This is a genomic window from Pirellulaceae bacterium (assembly GCA_029243025.1).
Lineage (GTDB): Bacteria > Planctomycetota > Planctomycetia > Pirellulales > Pirellulaceae.
Window position 1 is genome coordinate 12,076 of record JAQWSU010000010.1, and the last position, 20,914, is coordinate 32,989.

Sequence of the window (20,914 nt, forward strand, 5' to 3'; positions counted from 1 at the left end):
CCGTCAACTCAGCAGCAGCCGCCTTGGAACGTTTGCCCCCTCCACTCGGATCGGATCATCAAAGGCGATCGTCACGCGACGAGTGCCACGAATTGTTGCGGTTGGCTGAATCAAATCCTCTTCAAATTTACCGAGCGTGTCCGCCATGCGTTCCACGGTAGGCAATTGGGGCACCTCATCGCCCGGATAGCTAAACACTTGGCTGACAAAACACAGGTCATCCAAATCATCATCGAGCTGTCCCAGTTCTACCGAATCGTGCGTCGACATTTTGATCGCTTCAAAACGATCAAGAATTCGCCTCCGCACTTCTCTGATTCGCTCTGGTAAGGTCGAATCCCCAGAATGACAGTGATAACGTATTTCGATATGACCTAGCACATCCTCGGTCAACAATCCAATCCTCTCAGGAAGCGTTCCTTGCCCCACAACATTCACCAGACGTTGCTGCATGAATTGCATCCGACGCCGAAATGGTCGCGACAATCGCACAAACCATGGACTCATTTTAGGCTTCCACCACTTCGGTGGTGGACCCGTGAGGTAGGGATTCATTGTCGTTGATACCTTCTTACGATCGGTTGTCGCTCAGAACCTCCGTTAGACTCATCGCCTCGCAACGCTTCGCACATGGCGCAAAATGGGAATCGTTATTCACTCAGAGCCCACTCCTTCTGATGTGATGCGCCGCACCCAAAACTTCATCCTATCAATTCATTTTGACTCGTGACAAGCAAGACCAACAACCTGCCAAACCTCCCAATTTTCACCCACGGGTCGCGGCGAATCACGAAATAGAACAAAACGAGATGCATCGAGTAGCCGTTTCCTTACGACGAAACTCCGTTATCGAGCGTCGCAACGCGACACAACCAAGCGAAATCTGGCACTGCCAGAGTGTTCTGGATGAATGTTCCTGCACCCGCTATCGACAAATGAACTAGAATTCAGTGTAGAGTTCTGCAGTCCAGATAGGCCAGCGGTGACTCGTTTTCTCCATCTATTTCGATCCGAACCGGTTCCATCGCATCATCACAGCGGAGATCCTCGATGCTCTTTCGTTTTCTCATGATTATGAGGCTCGTCTGCTTGTTCAGCCTCGCGGTGACTCACTTGGAAACTGCGGTTTCAGCAACGGAGCACTGGCCTCAGTGGCGAGGATCAACTTTTGATGGTCAGACAATCGACCAGAGTGAGTTGCCAACACGTTGGTCGGACGACTCCATTGTCTGGCGAACGAGGCTGCCCGGCATCGGACAATCCACTCCCATCGTTTGGGGTCAGCGACTCTTTGTCACATCCGCAACCACAACCGGCAAACAGCGCAGCGTACACTGCCTCGATGCTGAGTCTGGAAAAATCATCTGGACCCAAGTCATCACCTGTGCCGATCCGGCGAAACAACACCGCATGAACACCTATGCCTCGGCCAGTTGCGTAACGGACGGTACACGAGTTGTTGCATGCTTCGGACGAGCGGGCATTCACTGCTTCGATCTCGACGGTACGCCACTCTGGTCACGCACCCACCTGAGTCGCTTCCAAGGTCCGTGGGGCACGGCGGCTTCCCCAACGATCGTTGACGGGCTAGTCATTCAAAACTGTGATGCAGACCAAGACGCATTTCTAATCGCATTCGACAAACAGACGGGAAAAACTGTTTGGAAAACCAAGCGAGACGACTTCCGTGGCTGGAGCACACCTTTCGTAATTCAAGTCGGCGATCGACACGAGCTAATCTTGAATGGGCATCGGGGAATTCGTGGCTATGATCCTGAAACCGGAATAGAACGGTGGTTTTGTCAAAGCTTTAACGGGCGCGGTGCGCCGACTCCGGTTTTCATCAAAGGCCTGCTAATCGTTCTCAATGGAAAACCTGGCGACATCTACGCGGTTCAACCCGGCGGAACGGGGGACGTCACGAAAACACATCTAGCATGGCACACTCGACGTAGCGGTCGAGACTTGCCCTCGCCCACCGTCTCAGCTGGAAAGATTTTCACGGTAGGTCTCCGTGGAATTGCAACCAGTTACGAGCTGGAAACCGGTGCAGAATTGTGGAGAGAACGCTTGGGAGGCATTTACGCTGCTTCCCCCATCGTAGTCGATGGAAAATTTCTCGTTCTCAATGAAAACGGAAAATGCTTTGTGATCCAACCCGACTCAAAACTGAACATCGTCAATACAAACGAACTCGAATCCGCACGAGGCGAAATGTTTCGAGCCTCAATTGCACCCTATAAAAACCGGCTGATATTACGATCCGATCGAGCAATGTACTGCGTCAGCGACTAAGCTCATTTGGCTTTCACTCGGTCGAAATCGATAACCCAATCCACAATTCGCCAATCCATCCAATGCCAATCCGCGTCGGTGGATGAATCGCGGGTGCCGACGTACCCCAAATGGCCACCATCCTTCGTTACCATTAACTGAACAGCGGTTGGTAACTCCGTCACACCAAATGATTCGATCGGAACTAGCGGATCATCAGCGGCAGTCAAAAGTCGCGTTGGGATCGTCACCTGGCTCAGCTGTTGGTAGGTGCTACAACGCGTGTAATAATCTTTAACGTCGACGAATCCCCCGAGCGGAGCCGTGAACATTGCATCAAACTCGTACAGCGTGCGAGGGCGGAACCCCTGACGAAAAAGCTCAAATGCCGGATCCCCAACTTGCCGATTCTTAACATAACGCATTAAACTACGCACAAATGACAAATCATAAATGCGATTCCAACCGCGGCCAATGTTCTGACTACACCGCATGAGGTCAATCGGAGGCGCAACAGCAATCGCTGAATCGATTCCACCCACTCGACCCTCTTTCAATTCCACAAGCATCTTTAACAAAATCGCCGCACCGAGAGAAAATCCGACCACAGTTACCGGGGACGGCCCACAAAGCTGTTGAAGCTGGAGCAATGTCTGTCGTACGTCGTCACTGCGACCCGCATGAAATGTTTGGGTGGCAAGCGTAGCGCCCGCGCCACATCCGCGTTGATCAAGGCGAAACACGCGAAATCCACGCAGGCAAAGTTTGCTCGCGATCCGACTCATGTAGCCACTGTCATGGCAGCCAGCCAAACCATGAAGAAGCAAGACGACACGATCCCCCGTTTTCCATGGGTCCGGTCGATTATCATGCACCACCAATTGGTCACCGTCAGGTAGCTCTACGCGGTGTTGCGTGGCAGCGTCTGGCGACCGCCGCCAGAGGTAGGCCCCAGCCAATGTTTGAAGATGTCCTCCTCGGAACAGGGGATGCGGCACAAAGGCAGGAACGGCGGCAGGAACGGCGGCAGGAACGGCGACTTTTGGCATGATTTAGTAACACCTGGAAAACAGCCGCTATTTCAGAAGCAGCACCAACAGTAAGATAGGATCTTTACGACCATCGACCAATCCGTAAACTGGGACAGATCCGAAACGACCTGCGCGAGTTTCAGCCAACAAGTCCCTCTTTTCTCCCTTCGATTCGCTGAACGGAAGCAGTAGTTAAACCAGGATTGCCCTAACTGAAAGTAGGGAAACAAGGGTAATTCCCCCTTCCAGGCCTGCCTTCGCAGACCTTAATTTACCAGAGACATTCGCAACACTGCTGGAGACGGATTGATGCACAGAAATGCTGAGGAGCTTGCGGAAATCGAACGACACAAGTATTTCCTGAGTGAAAAAGAAGGACGCGATGTGGGCTGGGAGTTCGCCGAACAAGATTGGGAGGCCAACTTTGCCACCCAGTGGCGAGAAGATCAAGACTCCCGCGACTCCATGGGCCTTGAATCGGCGGTGGAGGTAGCCCAGGCCGTCGAGATCTCGGTTGACGATGCGCCGGCCGATTCCAACCTCCGGCTGGACCCGTCCGTTCCTGGGGCTTCCGGTCAATCAGGAGCTCTCAAGCGACTGTTTTCCAGATTGTTCGCCAAAAATAGTTGAAGCTTAACCACAACCTTTCTGCGGCGGGCTTGATCGAAGTGGCACGAACGGCGACTTCATCGCAATGGGGACGCTCTCCGCTCTCAAGACCAACCCGTCAGACCGCGCAATGCCTCCTCAGCCAATCGCTGAGGAGGCAAGCGGCGGCAGCGAACTAGACGCTCACCCAAGGATCCACTTCCTTGGCCAAACGTTTTCGTGCAACATGCAAACGGCGTTTGATCGTTCCGACAGGCGCGTCAAAGTGATCACTCATCTCGATCAGTGACTTGCCTCGCATGTAGAAGGCCTCAAGCGTATCACGATCCATCTCTCTGAGTCGCCGCAAACCACGGTGGACATGTGACGCTCGCTCACCCTCGACGAGTGTCGCATAGGGCGTTTGTGCTTCGACACAAGTTGCCTCAAGCGTTTGAGGCTCAGTCGGGATCACCGGAGGTCGACGGACCGCCCTATTGATGGCCATACGTTGGGCAATACTTCGCAGCCAGCCGCCAAAACACTCCGGTTGCCGCAGCTGGGCCAACTTCTGAATCGCCTGCAAGAAAACCTCCTGACAAAGCTCTTGAGCTTCATTTTCGTCCCCCAATCGCCGTTGGGCGATGGCAAGGACATGACGTCGATAGCGAATGAATAGTTCGCCCATGGCGCCTCGATCGCCTCGCTGAGCGGAAATCACAAGCGCTGACACGGTTAAGTTTTGAATTGGTTCGTCACTAGAATCTGACATGATTGGAATTCTCCCACCGAGAGATTAATTTCGTCCCAAGCAAAAAACCGCTTTCGACTTAAAACCAGACATGCATGCACGCAGGTTCAAGCGGAGCGGTAACCGAAGCGACTTCTCGAAAGATTTGGCACTAACTCGCGTTGAGTTAGCCTCTTTCGGCAATTCCATGCGAATGCATGGGTCGCATCGGATTCCAGCGCGGGTGAAGCGCATGCCTCGCGTGCGAGCCTCGACAGACTGGCACCAGGACAGGCTGACGCAACTCGAAGATCGGCAGCCATGCCACACGTTTCAATTCGTGTGTCGCCGATTCCGCAAGGAGACGGAGCCCAAGGAAACAACGGCGGACGCGTACCGTAGCTGACACACCGACGAGATCCTGGCGGACACCCGTAAAGATTTCGGTCATCGTGGCTGTAGTAATGCGTTGCATGATTGTTCTCCTTGCGCTCAGCGCAGTGAGAGAAAACGAAAATCAAAATAGAAGGCGAGTAAGACGAGCAGCTTAGCTCCCACATTCCAACTCGACAATCTCCAAAACCCGCATCGACAAACGCGGGATCCCCCGAGCTTAACACGACTCGCCAAGCGGGGCAAATAATCTAATCACCCCAAAGCCGCCGAACTATTAAAAAGCTCGTCGATAAACCTATAGACGTCGAATTCGACACGAAGTTCACGTCTTCGCCGGCTTTTCTGAAGTTTTTCCACTTACAACCCATGGGAACCAATCATCCGGGAGCTCAAATGACACCCCATACAATGGGAGCAACTAACGGGATCAGCAAGTTTTCAGGCGGTCTACCAGGCAAAACTGCTGCGTTTTCGCAGCCAACCGAATGCTGCGATGGCCGCCAGCAGACCACCATTGGGTTCGGGGACGACCTGCCAGCCGAAATCGTCCAACCCGGCCAAATCCAGGTCGGTCAGCATTTTTTGAGAGCCGACCATCACCGTTGGATCGAAGAGCACCTCTTGGATTGTGCCTGTCCCAAGCCGTTGACGGTTGATCCCATCCTGCCACTGCGACTCATCGCTTTCCAACGGCACCGCAGTCAGATATTCGGCGGTTGCCATTGGGCCAGTAAAGCTGCCTGCGACCACCTGATTGAACCAGCTGTCGGCAGTGCCGATACCGAATACGTATCCCGATTCGTGAAGCAACACAGTAAACAGATCGTTTTCACCAGCTTGGGGGCTGGACGGCATAATCGAGATTCCAGGAAACCAAATCATCGATCGCAATCGTGCCACCCCAGAGCGAAAAATCATCCGCCGTTGGACCGCAAACGTCGCCCTGGCCACGAGTGGCGACCGTCGTGTTCCATTCAGCAGGATCCGCACGAAGCAAAACTTCCGGGACCGGCTCAGCCAAGGGACGCAGCTGGCAGATTTCTTGCTCCAACGAACACCATGAGGGTGTCCTCGGGTACGTTAAGATCGACTAAAGAGGTCACAAAGCCAGTCGATGGATCATCGAATTCTGCGGTCCACGTCTCTCCACCGGTAGGCACAATCGCTTCGAGTGAGTCAGCAAGCAACGGTTCGTAAATCAACGCGGCCGTTTCCAAAGTGTTTCGAGCGACAGAATCGATCGAAAAGAACCCTGTCATAGCGATAATCGATTTGAATGGTGATTGCGGAAGCGTTCAAAGCCATGATCAAGCAGTATCCTTCGACCAAGGCGCGGATAGCCATCTTCATGGTGTTACCAACCGCTTAGAACCGAAAATTGGGGCAACCGCTGACCTACACGCTTGCTAAATCGGGCGAAGCAGGAAAAGAAATCCGACAATCCGCCGCTGGAGATTGTTTGCTACCCAACCCGAGAAGACATTTTCAGTGCGAGCAAGTTATTCACCCTGGTTCAAGCTGAAGCAATCGCAAGTGGGTTGAGAAAAGCCATCCTGTGCTGAAACAAATCGACGTCCTGGAGCGGGCAACCCGTTCAATCGACAACCGGTAGATTTTTCATTCAAAAAATGCGATCGGTATTGTCACGCAAGACGGTTGTGCCCAATTCGATGGCCCGCGTCTCAGACCATTGTCGATCGATTACATAACGCTCGGCGAGAATCTTCGCCAGAATCCGCTTGTACATATTGAACTTTGGCAAGGCAAATTCCAGCTTGTACATGTCACTGTAATAACCGATCTGCTTAGTTTGTGGCACCGCTTCCAGCCGGGCGGCCGCGTCATGTTCGATAAAAGCTGGGGTATTCGAATACCACCAGTGGCCATTGGTAACCACATTGGGAAAAATCCAGGCATAGCTGGCCAACTCCTGATTGGTAACACTCGCAAGCACCGAAACTGGAAAGGTGACCTCGGGAAACGCATTGAAAAGGCTTTGATATTGAATCAAAGAGACTCGGCTGTCATACAAATCCTGTCCTTGGAAAACACCAGACGCATAAACACCTCGGTTCACGCCAATCATTAAATCGAACGGTAGGCTGAACTCCCGACAATGCTCCGCGAGTGTCCAGAAGACAAAATTCGAAGCCGTCCGTTTGGCATCATCACTGGCGGCCAGGTTCTTCGCACCGACTTCAGCGAGTGCACTGTCTGCTGCAGCGTCTGAGACAGGCTCTGGTGCAAACCAAGGCGGCAATGAAATAGCGCAGGCACGCGCTTGCTTCGCGTTGAAGCGCCGAAACAATTGGGCAACAGCTGCCCGCATCGATTCGGCACTTGCCCCTTCCTGCCCTGTAGACTTGACCAACCGGTCACGCACTTGCGGATTTCCTACATGAAAAACTAAATCATCTGTTCGTAAGCAAGGGATATAAATCCTGGGATCGAATCCCTCCAAGGGATCATCAAAATCGTTGGTGAGAAACACGCCTTTTAACTGGCTCTTCCGCAAAACTTGAACGGACCAGTCTGGCTGACTCATCAGTTCGCTCGCTGTGTCGTAGAGTGTCTCCCAGTTTTCCGACGTAATCAACTCGTCCTTAAAGTCGAAAAACACCTGGGCCATTTCCACGAACCAGCTGTACTGAATCGTGTTCTGAATCGGGTCCAGGTTCGCGACGAGACGCGCTACTTTTTCTTTTGGATCTAAGTCCGGTTCTTCGATCGCCTCTCGCCGCATCCCCGCCGAATGGGCCAGTTCGGTGTAGTAGTGATACCCCAGAATGTCTGCGAGGGACGTCGACGCAGGCTGGCAGGCATTAATATGCGTGTGAGGGTCGATGAATTCGAATGAACTCAATTCCTGGTAGATACGTTTGCGAAGCTCCAACGACATAGAATTAGCCTTCGAGTAGAAATGCAGTCGATTGTGCAGATACCGCTGGATGCAGTTTAACGTGCATCCTTCTAAGTTGTCAGCGGGGGATCCGCCAGCAATAATCGGCGATAAAGCTTCGTCGCTATTTCAAGATCGTTCTCACGCGGAACAAACCATGCAGCAACTCGAAAACGACGAATCACGCCTTTCTCCAGGTGCTCCTGCAGCAAACAAAACCCTAATTCCAACTCATTCTGGTTACCTTGTTTCACCCAAAACTCAAATGGATCGGTCGGATAGGCCATCTCAAGGTAACTAAATGATTCCCCCTCGGCGCGCAGCAGCAGAAGTGGGGCTGACTTAGTCGGCGACAGGACAGTCGTCTGATCGGAAACTTGCATTTCAACCAGCGATTTCGTGCTCTGTTCCAAACACCAAACTTGGTTGCCAGCAACCACCGATGACGACTGAATCAAAGGCCGACTCTCCAGCGTGTCGGTCTGCATCGAAATCATGATCTCCACCCCATGACAACTCCCGCTTGTTTGAGCGCGCCAATACACTTGCGGCGCGTATTGACTCGGAGAAACGGGAAGATAGGAAGCGATCAAGTCATTGCCACGAACATAAACTTCGTCGATCGCCTGATCAGGGATCGGATCGACAAGATCGGGGAGTGAGAGTTTCAGCAAACAGAAGTGCGACAGCATTTGGCCGTGCAACCGAAGCTGCTGTAAGCCGTGCTGAAGTTGTTGAACATCGATTGCACAGGCAAGATTGCTAGAGTGCAACTGGGCTTGATAACCGTCAACACGCCACAGCCGTGTGTCGTTCATTCGTCGCTCTTCCTGACGGCGAGTTCTTTACGGCGAATAAAAAAACCCCGCCGCTTGCGGAGCAGACGGCGGGGCCGGAACAGAGAAGAGGCCAAACATTGCCCGAAGGCGGATAAAAAAATATAAAGCCAAATCCGATAAAGAGGAAGCTGTTGAAACTCTCTCCTTCCAGACATGATGATATCAACTTTGCGACGCATGTCCAGTCTCTACATGTGAAAAAATGTTGAATATGCTCAGATCGCTAACCACATCACTCATGGTCTGGCCTGAGCGTCAACTCTGGTTGTTGTTCTCCGCAACACGCCTAGCCGCTTGGATTGCCGTTTTGTAGCCGTCGATTAAAATCGCCTTTTCAAAGTAAAGGAAAGAAAAAACTATGCTCGAAATGCTAGAGGCTTGCGAACAAGCCGTTCGACTTGGAGGGGCAGTGCTCCTCAAGATGCAGAAATCCATTCATGCTCGTGAAAAAGCGCCACGTGATTTGGTGACCGAGGCCGACCTCGCTTCGCAAAACGCGATTCAGGCTTGCCTGGCAACGGCCTACCCAGATTTTCAGTTCCTAGGTGAAGAGTCAACAGGAGAGGAAAACACGGCAAACTCTTCCGATTATTGCTGGGTCGTGGATCCACTCGACGGCACCACCAACTACGTGCACGGATTGGATAATTACTGCGTGTCGATTGCGCTTGTGAGGAAAAACGAGACAATTTTGGGAGCGATTTACGATCCAGTACGTCAAGATTTATACACAGCAATCCAAGGCCAGGGGGCATTTCGAAATGGAATTCGCCTCCAAACAAGTCGCATTACCGAACTCAATTCCGCGTTAATCGCCGCCAGTTTTTCGGCGAATGTGGCCGATGATTCAGCCGAGATCAAGCGATTCATTGCAGCACTCGCACATTGTCAAGCATTAAGACGCCTGGGATCGGCCGCGTTAAACCTTTGCTACGTCGCGGCCGGATCTCTCGATGGTTACTGGGCAACTTCCGTCAAAAAGTGGGACGTCGCGGCCGGTCTTTTGATGATCGAAGAAGCGCAAGGCTTTACCACCTCCATCAATGGGCAGCCTTTCGATCTGGAAGAGCCAAAATTCATCACCACCAGCACGCCCGAACTCCATGCCAGCCTGTTCCAAGTGCTCGAGCGAGCTGTCAACTCAGATTAATCCGTCTCCCGAAGCTCCGAATCTCGTGCAGGTAAAAGAGTTTGACGAGCAAATGGAGTCGAATGTGATGGTTGAATCGATGCACTTGGGGCCATTCTGTAGTTAGAATAGAAGCTGGCTGCGATCGGCCCTCAATCGTGATGCATTGAGTTGGTCGAATGGGTTATCGATCCGAATTGGCCCGGTTTGTCCCAGCGGACCTGCCGGCATTTCGGCTCGTCAAACATCGATTTCCTACAGAGAGTGCGTGCTGACGTAATGAGTTCTTTCGAACCCCGATGGCAACGCCTCCATGTCGCCCGAAGGAGCGGTAAGAGCCCAGCAGAAACACGGTACAAGTGTCGCCGATCAAGGAACACAATACGCCGAGATTAAACTAACGAATCCGTTGTGAGAGCTACGGCAGGACGACACGAGGACGATTTCGTGAGCATCGATGCTCACGTTCCAATGCGAACAAGCTGACGGCGAACAAGCTGACGGCGAACGAGCTGACGGCGAACGAGCTGACCATGACGAAGCCGCCCGGATGACAGCAACGCCGAGCAGTTGTCAAGAGCTGGCGAATTCAACGGAGACAAGGTCGCGTGATGAGGCAACGGAACGAACGAATGACGCAGACCGCCAGAAAGCTGACAATGATCAGCCTTTTATTGGCTGCATCGTTGCCCAGCACAACCACCCACGGACAACAATCAGAAACTGGCGCCCCGCTTCCACCAGCAACCGCGACCGAGGGGCCCAGCGCCGCCGATCTACGCTTGGTGGAACGCGCTCCGCGACTCATCTACGCAGAAGACGTCGATGGGAATCGAGTTCCGTTGATCAATGTACCGTTGGAACGGATCCAACAATTGCTCGATGGCAACCTCGAAAATAACCCGCGACTTCAACCACCGAGTTACCAGGTGGACCGGTTTGAGATAAAAGGGCGGGCGGATTCGGATCGCGCCTTACTGAACGTCAGCTTGGAGATTACCACACTACGCCTCGAAGATGACAAGCAAGAACGATGGATCTCCGTGCCACTGAGGATGCACGAAAGCTCCCTGCTCGACTCTCCCGATTACCAGGGCGACGGTCAGGTTTTTCTGACGTACGACGCAACAGACGGATACCAAGCATGGATTCGTCATCAGTCCAACGGAAAGCATAAAATCTCGCTCCAATTTGCCACGAATTTATCGCGAGCCGCTTTAGCAACACAGATCCGTTTCTTTCCACCAACGGCGAATATTTCGAAGATCGTGTTGGATGTACCCGGCGAACGAATCTCTGCCGATATTGAAAATGGCAAAGAACTCACCATTTCACCGAGTGCCGAGTCGAGGTCGACGATTTCAGCAAACGACTTGCGTAACCAAGTCATTATTGTCTGGCGTGATGGCATCGAGTTACCAAGCCCCAAGATGGCATACCTGGATGCCCGCGGAGACATTCAAGTCTCCATCGACGGTCCTGGCGCGATTCGCAGTACCGTCTCGTTAGATGTCCGCAGCTACAGCAATGACATTGAAGCATTTGCGATTCGACTTCCGCCCTTCACCACCATTGTCTCAGAAGGGGGACAGGGTTATCAAATCAGCGAACTAAATCGGCCGGCGCCGAACGCGGATGATACCCGCCGAACAGTCCAAGTGACGTTGGACAATCCAAGTCCGGAAATTCAGCTCCAGTTTGCAACGCAAACCACCGGTGAAGCGGCCTCGAACAAGGAAAATTCCGACTTGGCCAATGTCGCTAATTTCGAAGTAATCGGAGCTCTGCGTCAGTCGGGACGCGTCTCGTTGATTTCAAGCGAAGATTGGCTCGTCTATTGGTATCTTGGTCCATCGGTGCGCCGTGTCCAGGCCGCCGAAGAAACGGATGACACACAAGAGAGAAAGCAGTTAGCCACCTTTGAATATTTTCGACAACCGTGCCGGTTAGATGTCGAAATCAAGCCACAAAGTACGCGAGTCAACGTAGAACCCACCTACCGAATGAAGATAGGAGAGGAACGGATTTCTTTAGAAGTCATATTACAATACAAGATCCGCGGTGCGCGAGTTTCCTTTTTAGACTTCGGTCTGAACGGTTGGAGCCTCGGCGACGTCGGACCGTCCACAACGGTTGAAAATGATCACTTCCAAGACAACGCGGAATCCAACATTAAATTAAGGCTCACGCAACCTCGCACTGGCGAGTTTGAACTCGTCCTCAATCTCCATCGACCGGTCACTGAATCGGCGGGGACCTTAAGATTTCCGCTTCCCTGGCCCAACTACGATACGATCACTCCCGGTATTCTCATTGTCACAGGCGACGCGCCCGTGGTGTTGAATTACCGACTAGACGAAATGGTTGGGCTCACGCAAGAATCGGTCCCGCCAGAGTTCATCACCACGCAGACACTGAATCCGGTGCAACCGGCTGCAGCATTTCGCTTTCGCAACGATCGTTCGCCAAGTGATGTGGTGATCGACTACGAGATTCGAGACCAGGAGACCAGCGTCCGCACCGATACAGTGGTGGAAGTTTCTGCCGAGAACGTGGAGGTCTCCCAACGCTTCACCTACAACGTGCTTTATGAGCCTGCCACGCGGCTGACCCTGACACTGTCGCGTAATCTGTATGAACTCGTCATGAATCCTCGCTACCGAAACCGCATCGATCTGAGACTGGATGGCGAACCATTCACGCCTGACCAATTCTTAAATACAACGAACGATCTCGAAAACGACGAAGGTAATGTGTCGCTCGCCCTCTCTCTCGATCCACCTCGCCTTGGCCCCATTGATCTACAACTGGGTTTCCCTTGGATCCTCAGTCCGCGACCGAACAACGGTTACACCGACGTCCCCCTCGCAAACCCAAACGATGGTCAATTGTTGGGCAACACAGCGAGTCTGAACCCGATGGGGCCAATGCAGCTCGAACTCGCGGCCAACACGGCCTGGGATCGCGTCGAACAATCTCTCTCCAATGACTCACTTGCCGGTATCTCACTCTCCTCCAATCGCAAGGCGCAATCGATCCCCGTCCGAGCAACCAAACGTCAGGAAGACATGGGTGAAGAGACGACGCCGGGCGCCACCATCGTGCAACGTGCCTGGATGCAATCTTGGCTCGCCAATAATTCGCGACTTGACCGAGCGGTCTATCAGATTGCATCCGGATCCGATCGAGTTTACCTCGATTTACCCCAGAGTGCTGAGGTCCAAAGCCTGATTGTCGATGGATTGGAAACCACCCCCATTCTCTCGGATCAGGGACTGGAGATTCGTGTCGCCCGAAGGACCGGTGGCGAACACACTATTGAGCTCGCTTTACGTTATGATTCGCGACCGTCGATTGGAGCAATGACGTTCTTGATTCCTCGTTTCCGAGACGCACTGCCAGCACGTCGTTGGTTCTGGCAGCTGCTTCTGCCCAAGAACGAGCATCTCTTGCTCGCCGATCCGCAGCTCACCTCGGCGAATCGTTGGCAACGAAAAGGCTGGTTCTGGCATCGCACTGGCAGCATGACTCAACCTTACTTGGAAAGCTGGACCGGTGGCAGCACCCAACCAAATTTGCCTGAGTCGTTGAACCAATATTTGTTCAGTTCCTTTGATCGTGTCGAACAAATATCGGTGCGAACTAGTAATCGCCGGACACTGGTTTACACATCCTGCGCGATCATCTTTTCCTTCGGACTGGCGTTAATCTATATCCCCACAATCCGACATCCGGCCATTTTACTACTCCTCGCACTCCTGTTGTTAACCGGAGCTTGGCTTATCCCAAGTGCATCGTTGTTGTTGGCACAGGCAAGCCTCCTGGGTGCGGTGCTCGTGGTTATTAGCCTGTTGATCGCCGGCATGACACGACGATTCTCAAGTCGCCATTATGCCACTGAAAACGACGAACGCACTTCGGATTCTCGCAGCAAAGTGCAAATCACCTGGCGAGAAGCCGGCAGCAATTCATCAACCCAAGCTGCACCGATGGAATCGATACCCGCTATCACTCCGGACTCCAAAGCATGAGTCGCTATTTCCTGAGAGCCCCGATGACGCGAACCAGCCTCGCGCTCACAAGTTTGCTGCTGCTGAGTGGCATCTTGGCCGCGGCACCGAACAATGAACCGGCGGAGCTCTCCTATCGCCTGATCTTCGCGCCGATTGAGCAGATCCTGCAGTTGACGAAGGACGAATTACGTGCCGTAAAGCGAGATCAGTTCGATGCCTGGATCCAGGCCGACATTGGCACTCCTCAAAGTATCGCAGCGGGAGTTTCCATCGTACGCGCCGATTACCAAGCAACGTTTGACGGCAATTTCCTGATCAATGGAACAGCCAACCTCAACATCTCAGCCAACCCATCAAGACTAACGAGCCTTTCACTCGAGCCGTTGAATCTGGCAATCAGGAAGCCAACATGGCATCGAGAGCCGGACCGAGCGGCCGAATTGGGAATCCAAGCTGACGGTCGTCTGAGCGTTAACGTCGGGACGTCGGATACACTGCATTTTGACTGGACGCTGGCTCCAACCGAAATCGAGAACGGTGAGACGATTTTCCGACTTCAACTGCCTCGATGTCCGATTAATCGATTGCGTTTGACGCTTCCCAGTTCTCACTCGCTGCAAACGGACGTGGGTGTTGTCTCTCAATTGACAGAGACCAGGTCAAATGGAACAGTTCTTTGGCAAGTGAACGGCGGAGGACACGCCGAAATCGTGTTGCGTCTACGGTCCAATGAAGCGCCCAAACCCTTGCCGCTGATACGGCAAGCCAACCGCTACACGATTTCCGAACAAGGCATTGAGCTTAATGCAGAGCTACACCTCGACTCCGAAGAAACACCTATTCACGAATTACAGCTGAAACTAACTGCGGATCTTCAACTAACCCGAGTGCGATCGGGAAAGCAGCCCGTTTCTTGGACCGTGGCAGCCGGCGGTAAGAGCGAGCCGACCACCGTATTATTAACGCTTGACCCGCCCCTCCAGGGTTTGAACCAAGTGCTGTCGTTGACCTGCTTCGCTCCTTACCAAGAGCAAACGATTGGCAAGCTGCGTTCGCTCCCGCGTGTCGAAGTGAGCGAGACACAATGGCAACAGGAATTGGTCAGAATCCGTATTCAACGGCCTCTTGTCTTGGAAGATATGCAGCTTGAGAACGCCCATCAGTTTCAACCTTCTCAGGTCGAAGCCGAAGGTGATCGGGAACTGGTCAACATTTGTTTCGTTGAGCCGTCAGCTAAGATCATGGTGCAGTTTGCTCATGCTCCCCAACAAATCATTTTCGATCAAGGCACATCAATCGAAGTAACGGCCAATGAAGCGATCGCCGATGTCGCGTTGAGATTACGTTCAGCCTCCTCCGACATTTTCAAGTTTAAAACAATTGTCCAGCCTGGCTGGACCGTCGATTCCGTCGATTCCGACCAGCCCGACTCCATTCACGACTGGAGAATTCCAACCGCGTCTTCCTCCCAACAAGAGCCTCTGAACATCGACTTGCGGAAACCGATTACCTTGAAATCGGACTCGATCATTCGAATCCGAGCTCGTCGACGTTTAAATGCAACGGACCAAACATTCTCGGAAACAGACTTCCGTCCGATTGAATTGCCTCAACAACAGGCTCGACGCCGCTTCCTAACGATGCAAACCAGTGATGACTTGTTGGTTCAATACGACCGAGACCGGCGTGTAACTTGGCTAACCTTGGATGATCTTGACGCGATCGAAGCCGGCCTGGTCGAAGCAAACGAAGAATCCGCCATCATGTTATTGAACGACAATCACCAGGATCTTTCGATCAGCTTCAATCCACTCGCGCAGAACAAACGCCCTTTTCACGCCGACTTAGAGATCACATCACAGGTCACAAACCGCTCGGTACGAGAACGAATTCGCATCCAAATCGATCGCACCACTCCGCCGCTTGCAGTCCTAAAGCTTCACTTTGCTTCACCGGCAGAAGCTCCCATTCGTTGGTTTCCAGCACTCGACCCGCAACGAACGCTGTCAAGTCAACAGAAGACAGATGAACACGGCGAAACGTGGAATGTCGAATGGCCGGAACCGTCCGACGAGCAAATCGTCGTGATCGGTGAGCGAGAATTCCCCACCTCTCCCGACGGCAAGTTGAATCTACCGCTAGTACGCGTCGCCGGTGCCACCACCCAGCAAGGGGTCATACGCATTGAAGCGCCGGGGCAGATTCTACTGTCTTTTGACGGTTCCGACCTGCTAACCCCAACGCCAATTCAAAGGCAAGATTACCGTCAACTTTCGCGTCAACGACGCTCGTACCGTTACAATCCACTCGCCGATATCTTCGCTGAAGATCCGCCTCAGGTCTCGATCGCGCTGTCCGACGAAAGCTCTCATCGGGCGTTTGCCCGGCAAACGACCCACAGCACTCAAATTGACCGAACAGGAATTTCCCGTCACCAGTTCTCGGTGGCACTCGAAAACCAGGCAGCTTCCGAATTGAATGTTACGCTCCCTGACGCGGTCGGCATCCGACATGTTTATGTGGATGGTCGCAAGCTTGCATTCCCCCCCACCAGTGACAGAGAATTGGCGATTCCCCTACCGCCAAATCGACGTTTCTTGACCGTTCAATTGGAATATGAAGAGATCGGTTCGCCGTTAGGACGGTGGCAACAAATCCGCCTCTCGCCGCCCAAATTGGACGTACCGATACTCGCAAAACGGTGGCAATTGTGGACGCCGCCGGAATATGTGGCCCCCGCGCCAATCGGGTCGCATGAGTCGCTAATGGAGACCTGTTTATCGCGGCTATTTGGGCCCTTTCTGCGTGCGTCTCATCAGCCACCATTCAATTTATTCGCCCGTCGCTCTTGGGCGGAACTATGGAATTCCGCCACTCGCAAGACAGAGCTCAGCCCTGTCGCCATTCGATGGATCGAACAAATAGGAGCGACCTCGACCTTGACCTGGGAAGATGCTGTTGCAGAGTCTGACAAGACTTCTCAGTGGATCGATGCAACTCGCTTAGTTGCGAACGGCATCGCTCCGAACCAACCAGTGCCTGCCGGCAACGCAGCAACCGCATACGAGCGAGGCATCCGCCGTTTGCAAACCGCGAAGCTGCTGCTCTTGCAAACGAACAACAGTGTAATTCTTACCTCTGCGGAATTTCTTTCCGAATTCCCCACCCAACTCCGCCGCACCAGTTGCCCAGTGATTCTCGAATCAAATCTGAGGATTCCGGAAAAATCGCCAACCGCACAAAGCATGCCTTGGATAGAACTCAGTCGGCCCAAAGATTGGCTCGATCCTCCAGAACCCTGGGTCCCCATCGTTCGCAGTGATGCCCCTTTTGTCGCCGGCGGTTGGCAACTTCGACGAATCAACCCCACCCGGACACAAACTCAGATCATTTACCACCGAAGTAGCTTCGTGATCGCCGCATGCTTGGCGTTCATTATGGCGGTGGCATTCGCGTGGTGGATCCGAAGCGTCGATACCAAACTGGCCATCACGACGCTGTTGATTTCCACCATGCTGGTATTTCTGTTACCGACTCCGCTCCATTGGATTGGCTTGGGTGCGTTCTGGGGTACTCTGACCGGTTTCTTCTTGACACCCGCGATCGGTACTGCTCGCCAACGCAAACTCTCATCACTCACACCAAGCCGTCAAAAAACAAACACGATCGCGATAGGTATCTTGTTGGTCATCGCGACCGGAGCCGCTGGTTTCATATCTCAAACAGCCGAAGGCCAGGAAACTGAGGGAGACAAGGTCCGAGCAAGTAAGACTTACCAACTATTCGTACCCTCCGACCGTGCGGGTAAACCGACAGGAGATTACATCCTGATTCCCAAAACACTGCACAACCAATTGCAGTCGGCAAACACGATCTCGAACTTGGACCCGCTGCTTGTTCAGTCAGCTGTCTACCGTGCGAACCTGATGCGTTTAAACGGAGCTACGGAGCCGCTGGTTGATACGGTGCTGGCCGAATACCGCTTACTTGTGACCGCAGCCGGATCGACCATCGGCCTCCAACTGCCCGCAGAAAGCGCCGCCCTATTGGAAAGAGAGGGACGGTTAAACGGTCGTCCGATTCAACTGGAATGGAACAGGGCTCAGTCAGCTGTGATATTGCCCATCCGAGACGCGGGAGTGCACCAGCTTTCCATGACATTTCGCATCCCCAATTCGGGACCAACCACTTCCGTGGATCTGCCAATTCCTCGCGCCATGAATTCGACGCTGCGTCTTAGTGCTCCGGAAGATCTGACTTTCCTGCAATCGGATTCGGCCATCGGAGAGACCTCCCGCGACGAATCCACAGGAGACTGGCAAATCGAATTTGGCTCCGCAAAAAGACTCCAATTCCGTTGGGCTGCCGAGCCATCTTCGGTGAATCCGATGATTGAGCAAATCAGCTGGCTGATGATCAAACCCGATCAGGTAACGTGGGACACCCGCCTAATAGTGGACACTCGGCTTTGGCCCTCCAACCTCCTCCAAGTCGAAGTGGATGCACGGCTGCGACTCGATCCGATCAAATCCGATCAGCCCCTCGCCTACAATTCGGCCGCTAAGGATGGAATTCGAGTCTTGGAATTCGCCATCGATCGCGAAGACGAAGCCCCCCAAAGCATTCAGCTCAACTTCATCTTGGCCGGTTGGCCGGGGATGGGACGGCTGGATCTTCCAAAATTTCGCATTCTCGGAGCAAAACGTATTCCGCACGACCTGGGCGTCAGCTTCGACGCCAGGCTGGCAGGAAAGCCCATTATTTCAGGGGGCACCGATCGACTGCAGACAAGCCCATTTTCAATCCGATGGGGCGCCGAAACGCCACCCAATTTCGCTTTCCGATTGGATGAAAACAATCCCAACTGGTCCTGCAGTACAAAGCTGATCGAACCGACGACCGAAGCGAACACTCAAATCGGATATGGACTCGCTGCCGATGCAACGGACGTAGTCTTTCTGGCCGATATCACCACAATCAACGGCCCGCAGTTCCAACAACAGATTCAATTGGCAAAAGATATTGAAGTCCAATCGGTGACGCAAATTGAGGGAAATAAGCGGCAAAAATTGCGTTGGGCGAAGAACAGCCCGCAAGAGATGACAGTGTTTCTTGATCCGACGATTAGCAGCGACTACCAGCTCGCAATCATTGGCCGCCAAACGAATCAGACACTTGGACTGCGTGATCTGCCTCCCATCAATCTATTGGGCTGCGTGCTCAACAGCAAGCAGCTCCTCGTCTTCCGTCGTAGCGACGTGCTCGTGTCTCTACCGGACACAGACAGCTCAGCAGAACCGCCGACGATTTCTCCTCTGATCACGGATCAGCTGGGACTCTCCCGCTGGTACACGAACTTAAGCTTAGCAGGCGAAGAGGTCGCACCCAAAATCCAGGTCCGAGAAAACGAACAACAGCTGAAGGCCGAATTGACAAACATCGTCACGCGGAAAGATGGAGCTTGGCAACATGAAGTCAAAGTGTCCTGCCAGGTCGATCAAGGATATCTTGATGCCTTACGATTTGAGATTCCAGCAGCATGGACCAGCGTATTTGATAATCCCGACCTGGGCGTCAAAGTCGAATTGAAAAAATCGCCACGGTCGGGCATGGCTCGGGTAACACTGTGGCCAACCGAAAACTTCGATCAAATGACGCTCGCAGGTGCCATCCCAACCACCCCTGGCCAGCCACTCAAGATTCCAAATATCCGTCTGCTCGAAGACGGCGCAATCAATCGGACCTTGTATTTACCAACGCGAGTTGATGACCAAAGCGTTCTGTGGTCGACGACCAATCTGGAAGCCCAAGAGATTTCCGCCAACGTCATGGCAGACTTGGATCAACCCGCCAATTACGTTGGCTACCAAATCACTCAAGATGAATTCCAAGCAACCCGTTTACCGGCGAGAACCGAGGTGAGCGCACCCAAGGTTCACTTAACCGACGTGCGGGCAACGATCACCGAAAATGATCAATATTGGGGACAGGCCATTTTCGATCTGCAACCGGGAGGCATCCGGCAATGCCTCGTTCGATCTCCCGATCAACTTAAGATCGTCAGCGTCTCGGCCGAAGACGTGTTCATCGACTTGCCCTCGAATACGACGGACGCAGGTGTACTCGTTGAATTAATGTCGAGTGAATTGCCACAGCGGATTTGGGTCGTGTTCACCGGTAAGATTCAACCCCATCCACCGACCAAGGACCGGACGGTCCACGCCCCAACGCTCTGTCGTGTTCGCGGTGAAGACGAAAACACTGAGATCGAAGTCCGGCAAACCTTGTGGACACTGCAAGCGACACCTCCCGGTGAAATCGTTCGGTTCATCGACCAAAAACATGCACTGAGTCGCCCAACCATGCAGCTCAAGCGATTGAGCCATCTGGCGGAGATGATTGATGTGGCCAGCCAAGTAGCTACGGATTTCACGCCAGACGAGCTCACTCAATGGTACACCGCATGGGGTGAACGTTACGGTGCTTCCTTGCGGCGACTCCAGCTGATACAAGCCAAGCAAGGGGAACTGAGACCAACCGACCTGAACAAGATCCAACAACGACAGCTCGATGCGACCGAAGTCCTCGAGGTGGCCGAAACAAGCGAACAACTGGCAAATCGCATGGACGTAATTGATTCCATTGAAGTCTGGAACATAGCCAACCCTTACCGTACGAGAGAACGCTTCGCAACTATCGAGGGAGCGTCGAATTCGCTCCGTTTCAACTATTCACCGCATGACCACCAATCACCCCAAACTCGCATTGCGATTATCTGTCTGCTGGGGCTTATCGGTTTTGGCTTTCTCCCCCGAATTCACCACTCCTACTTGGAAGATGTGCGTTGGATCTATTTTTTTGGTGTGCTGGCAGGCTTGGCTTGGTGGCTATGGTTACAGCCCAGTGTCGTTGGCTGGTTCATTGTTGCCGCAAGTCTAATCGCCATGCGGCTGCTTCGCTGGCCGTCGACTCGAATCCAAGAAAAGCATCTGGGCTGACCCGCCCATTCCCGAAA

13 protein-coding genes are annotated in these 20,914 nt (G+C 53.1%); 5 read left to right on the forward strand and 8 right to left on the reverse strand.

Annotated elements, in window-relative coordinates; translation table 11 throughout:
- Positions 1–3 precede the first annotated feature (3 nt).
- Complete coding sequence (locus tag P8N76_04875; protein ID MDG2380985.1) at positions 4–507, reverse strand: hypothetical protein; 504 nt, start codon at positions 505–507, stop codon at positions 4–6.
- A gap of 543 nt (positions 508–1,050) precedes the next feature.
- On the opposite strand from P8N76_04875, the gene P8N76_04880 reads away from it, so the two are divergent.
- Entirely contained in the window at positions 1,051–2,295 is a 1,245-nt protein-coding gene (locus P8N76_04880; GenBank protein ID MDG2380986.1) for a PQQ-binding-like beta-propeller repeat protein, read from the forward strand.
- Positions 2,296–2,297: 2 nt separating this feature from the next.
- Here the strand turns inward: P8N76_04880 and P8N76_04885 are convergent, their stop codons facing one another.
- Positions 2,298–3,323 carry an alpha/beta fold hydrolase gene (locus tag P8N76_04885; GenBank protein ID MDG2380987.1) on the reverse strand — a complete coding sequence of 342 codons (1,026 nt, stop codon included), beginning with the start codon at positions 3,321–3,323 and terminating at the stop codon, positions 2,298–2,300.
- A 291-nt stretch (positions 3,324–3,614) separates the two neighbouring features.
- On the opposite strand from P8N76_04885, the gene P8N76_04890 reads away from it, so the two are divergent.
- Positions 3,615–3,935 carry a hypothetical protein gene (locus tag P8N76_04890; protein ID MDG2380988.1) on the forward strand — a complete coding sequence of 107 codons (321 nt, stop codon included), beginning with the start codon at positions 3,615–3,617 and terminating at the stop codon, positions 3,933–3,935.
- A 154-nt stretch (positions 3,936–4,089) separates the two neighbouring features.
- Here P8N76_04890 and P8N76_04895 read toward each other — a convergent pair whose 3' ends face one another.
- The 6 genes from P8N76_04895 to P8N76_04920 form a co-directional block, all read right to left on the reverse strand.
- Complete coding sequence (locus P8N76_04895) at positions 4,090–4,665, reverse strand: sigma-70 family RNA polymerase sigma factor (protein ID MDG2380989.1); 576 nt, start codon at positions 4,663–4,665, stop codon at positions 4,090–4,092.
- A 145-nt stretch (positions 4,666–4,810) separates the two neighbouring features.
- Positions 4,811–5,098, reverse strand: a complete 288-nt coding sequence (locus P8N76_04900) for a hypothetical protein (GenBank protein MDG2380990.1) — start codon at positions 5,096–5,098, stop codon at positions 4,811–4,813.
- Positions 5,099–5,466: 368 nt separating this feature from the next.
- Positions 5,467–5,901, reverse strand: coding sequence for a hypothetical protein (locus tag P8N76_04905; GenBank protein MDG2380991.1), 435 nt, complete (start codon positions 5,899–5,901; stop codon positions 5,467–5,469).
- Between the two features lie 131 nt (positions 5,902–6,032).
- Complete coding sequence (locus P8N76_04910; GenBank protein MDG2380992.1) at positions 6,033–6,278, reverse strand: hypothetical protein; 246 nt, start codon at positions 6,276–6,278, stop codon at positions 6,033–6,035.
- A gap of 362 nt (positions 6,279–6,640) precedes the next feature.
- The gene (locus P8N76_04915; GenBank protein MDG2380993.1) at positions 6,641–7,918 is read right to left on the reverse strand and encodes a glucuronate isomerase; all 1,278 of its coding nucleotides are present in this window, start codon (positions 7,916–7,918) and stop codon (positions 6,641–6,643) included.
- A 71-nt stretch (positions 7,919–7,989) separates the two neighbouring features.
- Positions 7,990–8,736, reverse strand: coding sequence for a hypothetical protein (locus P8N76_04920; protein ID MDG2380994.1), 747 nt, complete (start codon positions 8,734–8,736; stop codon positions 7,990–7,992).
- A gap of 379 nt (positions 8,737–9,115) precedes the next feature.
- On the opposite strand from P8N76_04920, the gene P8N76_04925 reads away from it, so the two are divergent.
- From P8N76_04925 to P8N76_04935, 3 genes are all read left to right on the forward strand, one after another.
- On the forward strand, positions 9,116–9,907 hold the full coding sequence (locus tag P8N76_04925) for an inositol monophosphatase family protein (GenBank protein MDG2380995.1): 792 nt from the start codon (positions 9,116–9,118) through the stop codon (positions 9,905–9,907).
- 611 nt (positions 9,908–10,518) lie between these two features.
- Positions 10,519–13,917, forward strand: coding sequence for a hypothetical protein (locus P8N76_04930; protein MDG2380996.1), 3,399 nt, complete (start codon positions 10,519–10,521; stop codon positions 13,915–13,917).
- The gene (locus P8N76_04935) at positions 13,914–20,897 is read left to right on the forward strand and encodes a hypothetical protein (protein ID MDG2380997.1); all 6,984 of its coding nucleotides are present in this window, start codon (positions 13,914–13,916) and stop codon (positions 20,895–20,897) included. Before P8N76_04930 ends, P8N76_04935 begins: the two co-directional genes overlap by 4 nt.
- Positions 20,898–20,914 lie beyond the last annotated feature (17 nt).

Coding starts and splice junctions, on each gene's coding strand:
- P8N76_04885 (MDG2380987.1), bottom strand. CDS start 3,323: ATGCCAAAAGTCGCCGTTCCTGCCGCCGTTCCTGCCGCCGTTCCTGCC.
- P8N76_04925 (MDG2380995.1), top strand. CDS start 9,116: ATGCTCGAAATGCTAGAGGCTTGCGAACAAGCCGTTCGACTTGGAGGG.
- P8N76_04890 (MDG2380988.1), top strand. CDS start 3,615: ATGCACAGAAATGCTGAGGAGCTTGCGGAAATCGAACGACACAAGTAT.
- P8N76_04875 (MDG2380985.1), bottom strand. CDS start 507: ATGAGTCCATGGTTTGTGCGATTGTCGCGACCATTTCGGCGTCGGATG.
- P8N76_04895 (MDG2380989.1), bottom strand. CDS start 4,665: ATGTCAGATTCTAGTGACGAACCAATTCAAAACTTAACCGTGTCAGCG.
- P8N76_04930 (MDG2380996.1), top strand. CDS start 10,519: ATGACGCAGACCGCCAGAAAGCTGACAATGATCAGCCTTTTATTGGCT.
- P8N76_04905 (MDG2380991.1), bottom strand. CDS start 5,901: ATGATTTGGTTTCCTGGAATCTCGATTATGCCGTCCAGCCCCCAAGCT.
- P8N76_04935 (MDG2380997.1), top strand. CDS start 13,914: ATGAGTCGCTATTTCCTGAGAGCCCCGATGACGCGAACCAGCCTCGCG.
- P8N76_04900 (MDG2380990.1), bottom strand. CDS start 5,098: ATGCAACGCATTACTACAGCCACGATGACCGAAATCTTTACGGGTGTC.
- P8N76_04910 (MDG2380992.1), bottom strand. CDS start 6,278: ATGACAGGGTTCTTTTCGATCGATTCTGTCGCTCGAAACACTTTGGAA.
- P8N76_04920 (MDG2380994.1), bottom strand. CDS start 8,736: ATGAACGACACACGGCTGTGGCGTGTTGACGGTTATCAAGCCCAGTTG.
- P8N76_04915 (MDG2380993.1), bottom strand. CDS start 7,918: ATGTCGTTGGAGCTTCGCAAACGTATCTACCAGGAATTGAGTTCATTC.
- P8N76_04880 (MDG2380986.1), top strand. CDS start 1,051: ATGCTCTTTCGTTTTCTCATGATTATGAGGCTCGTCTGCTTGTTCAGC.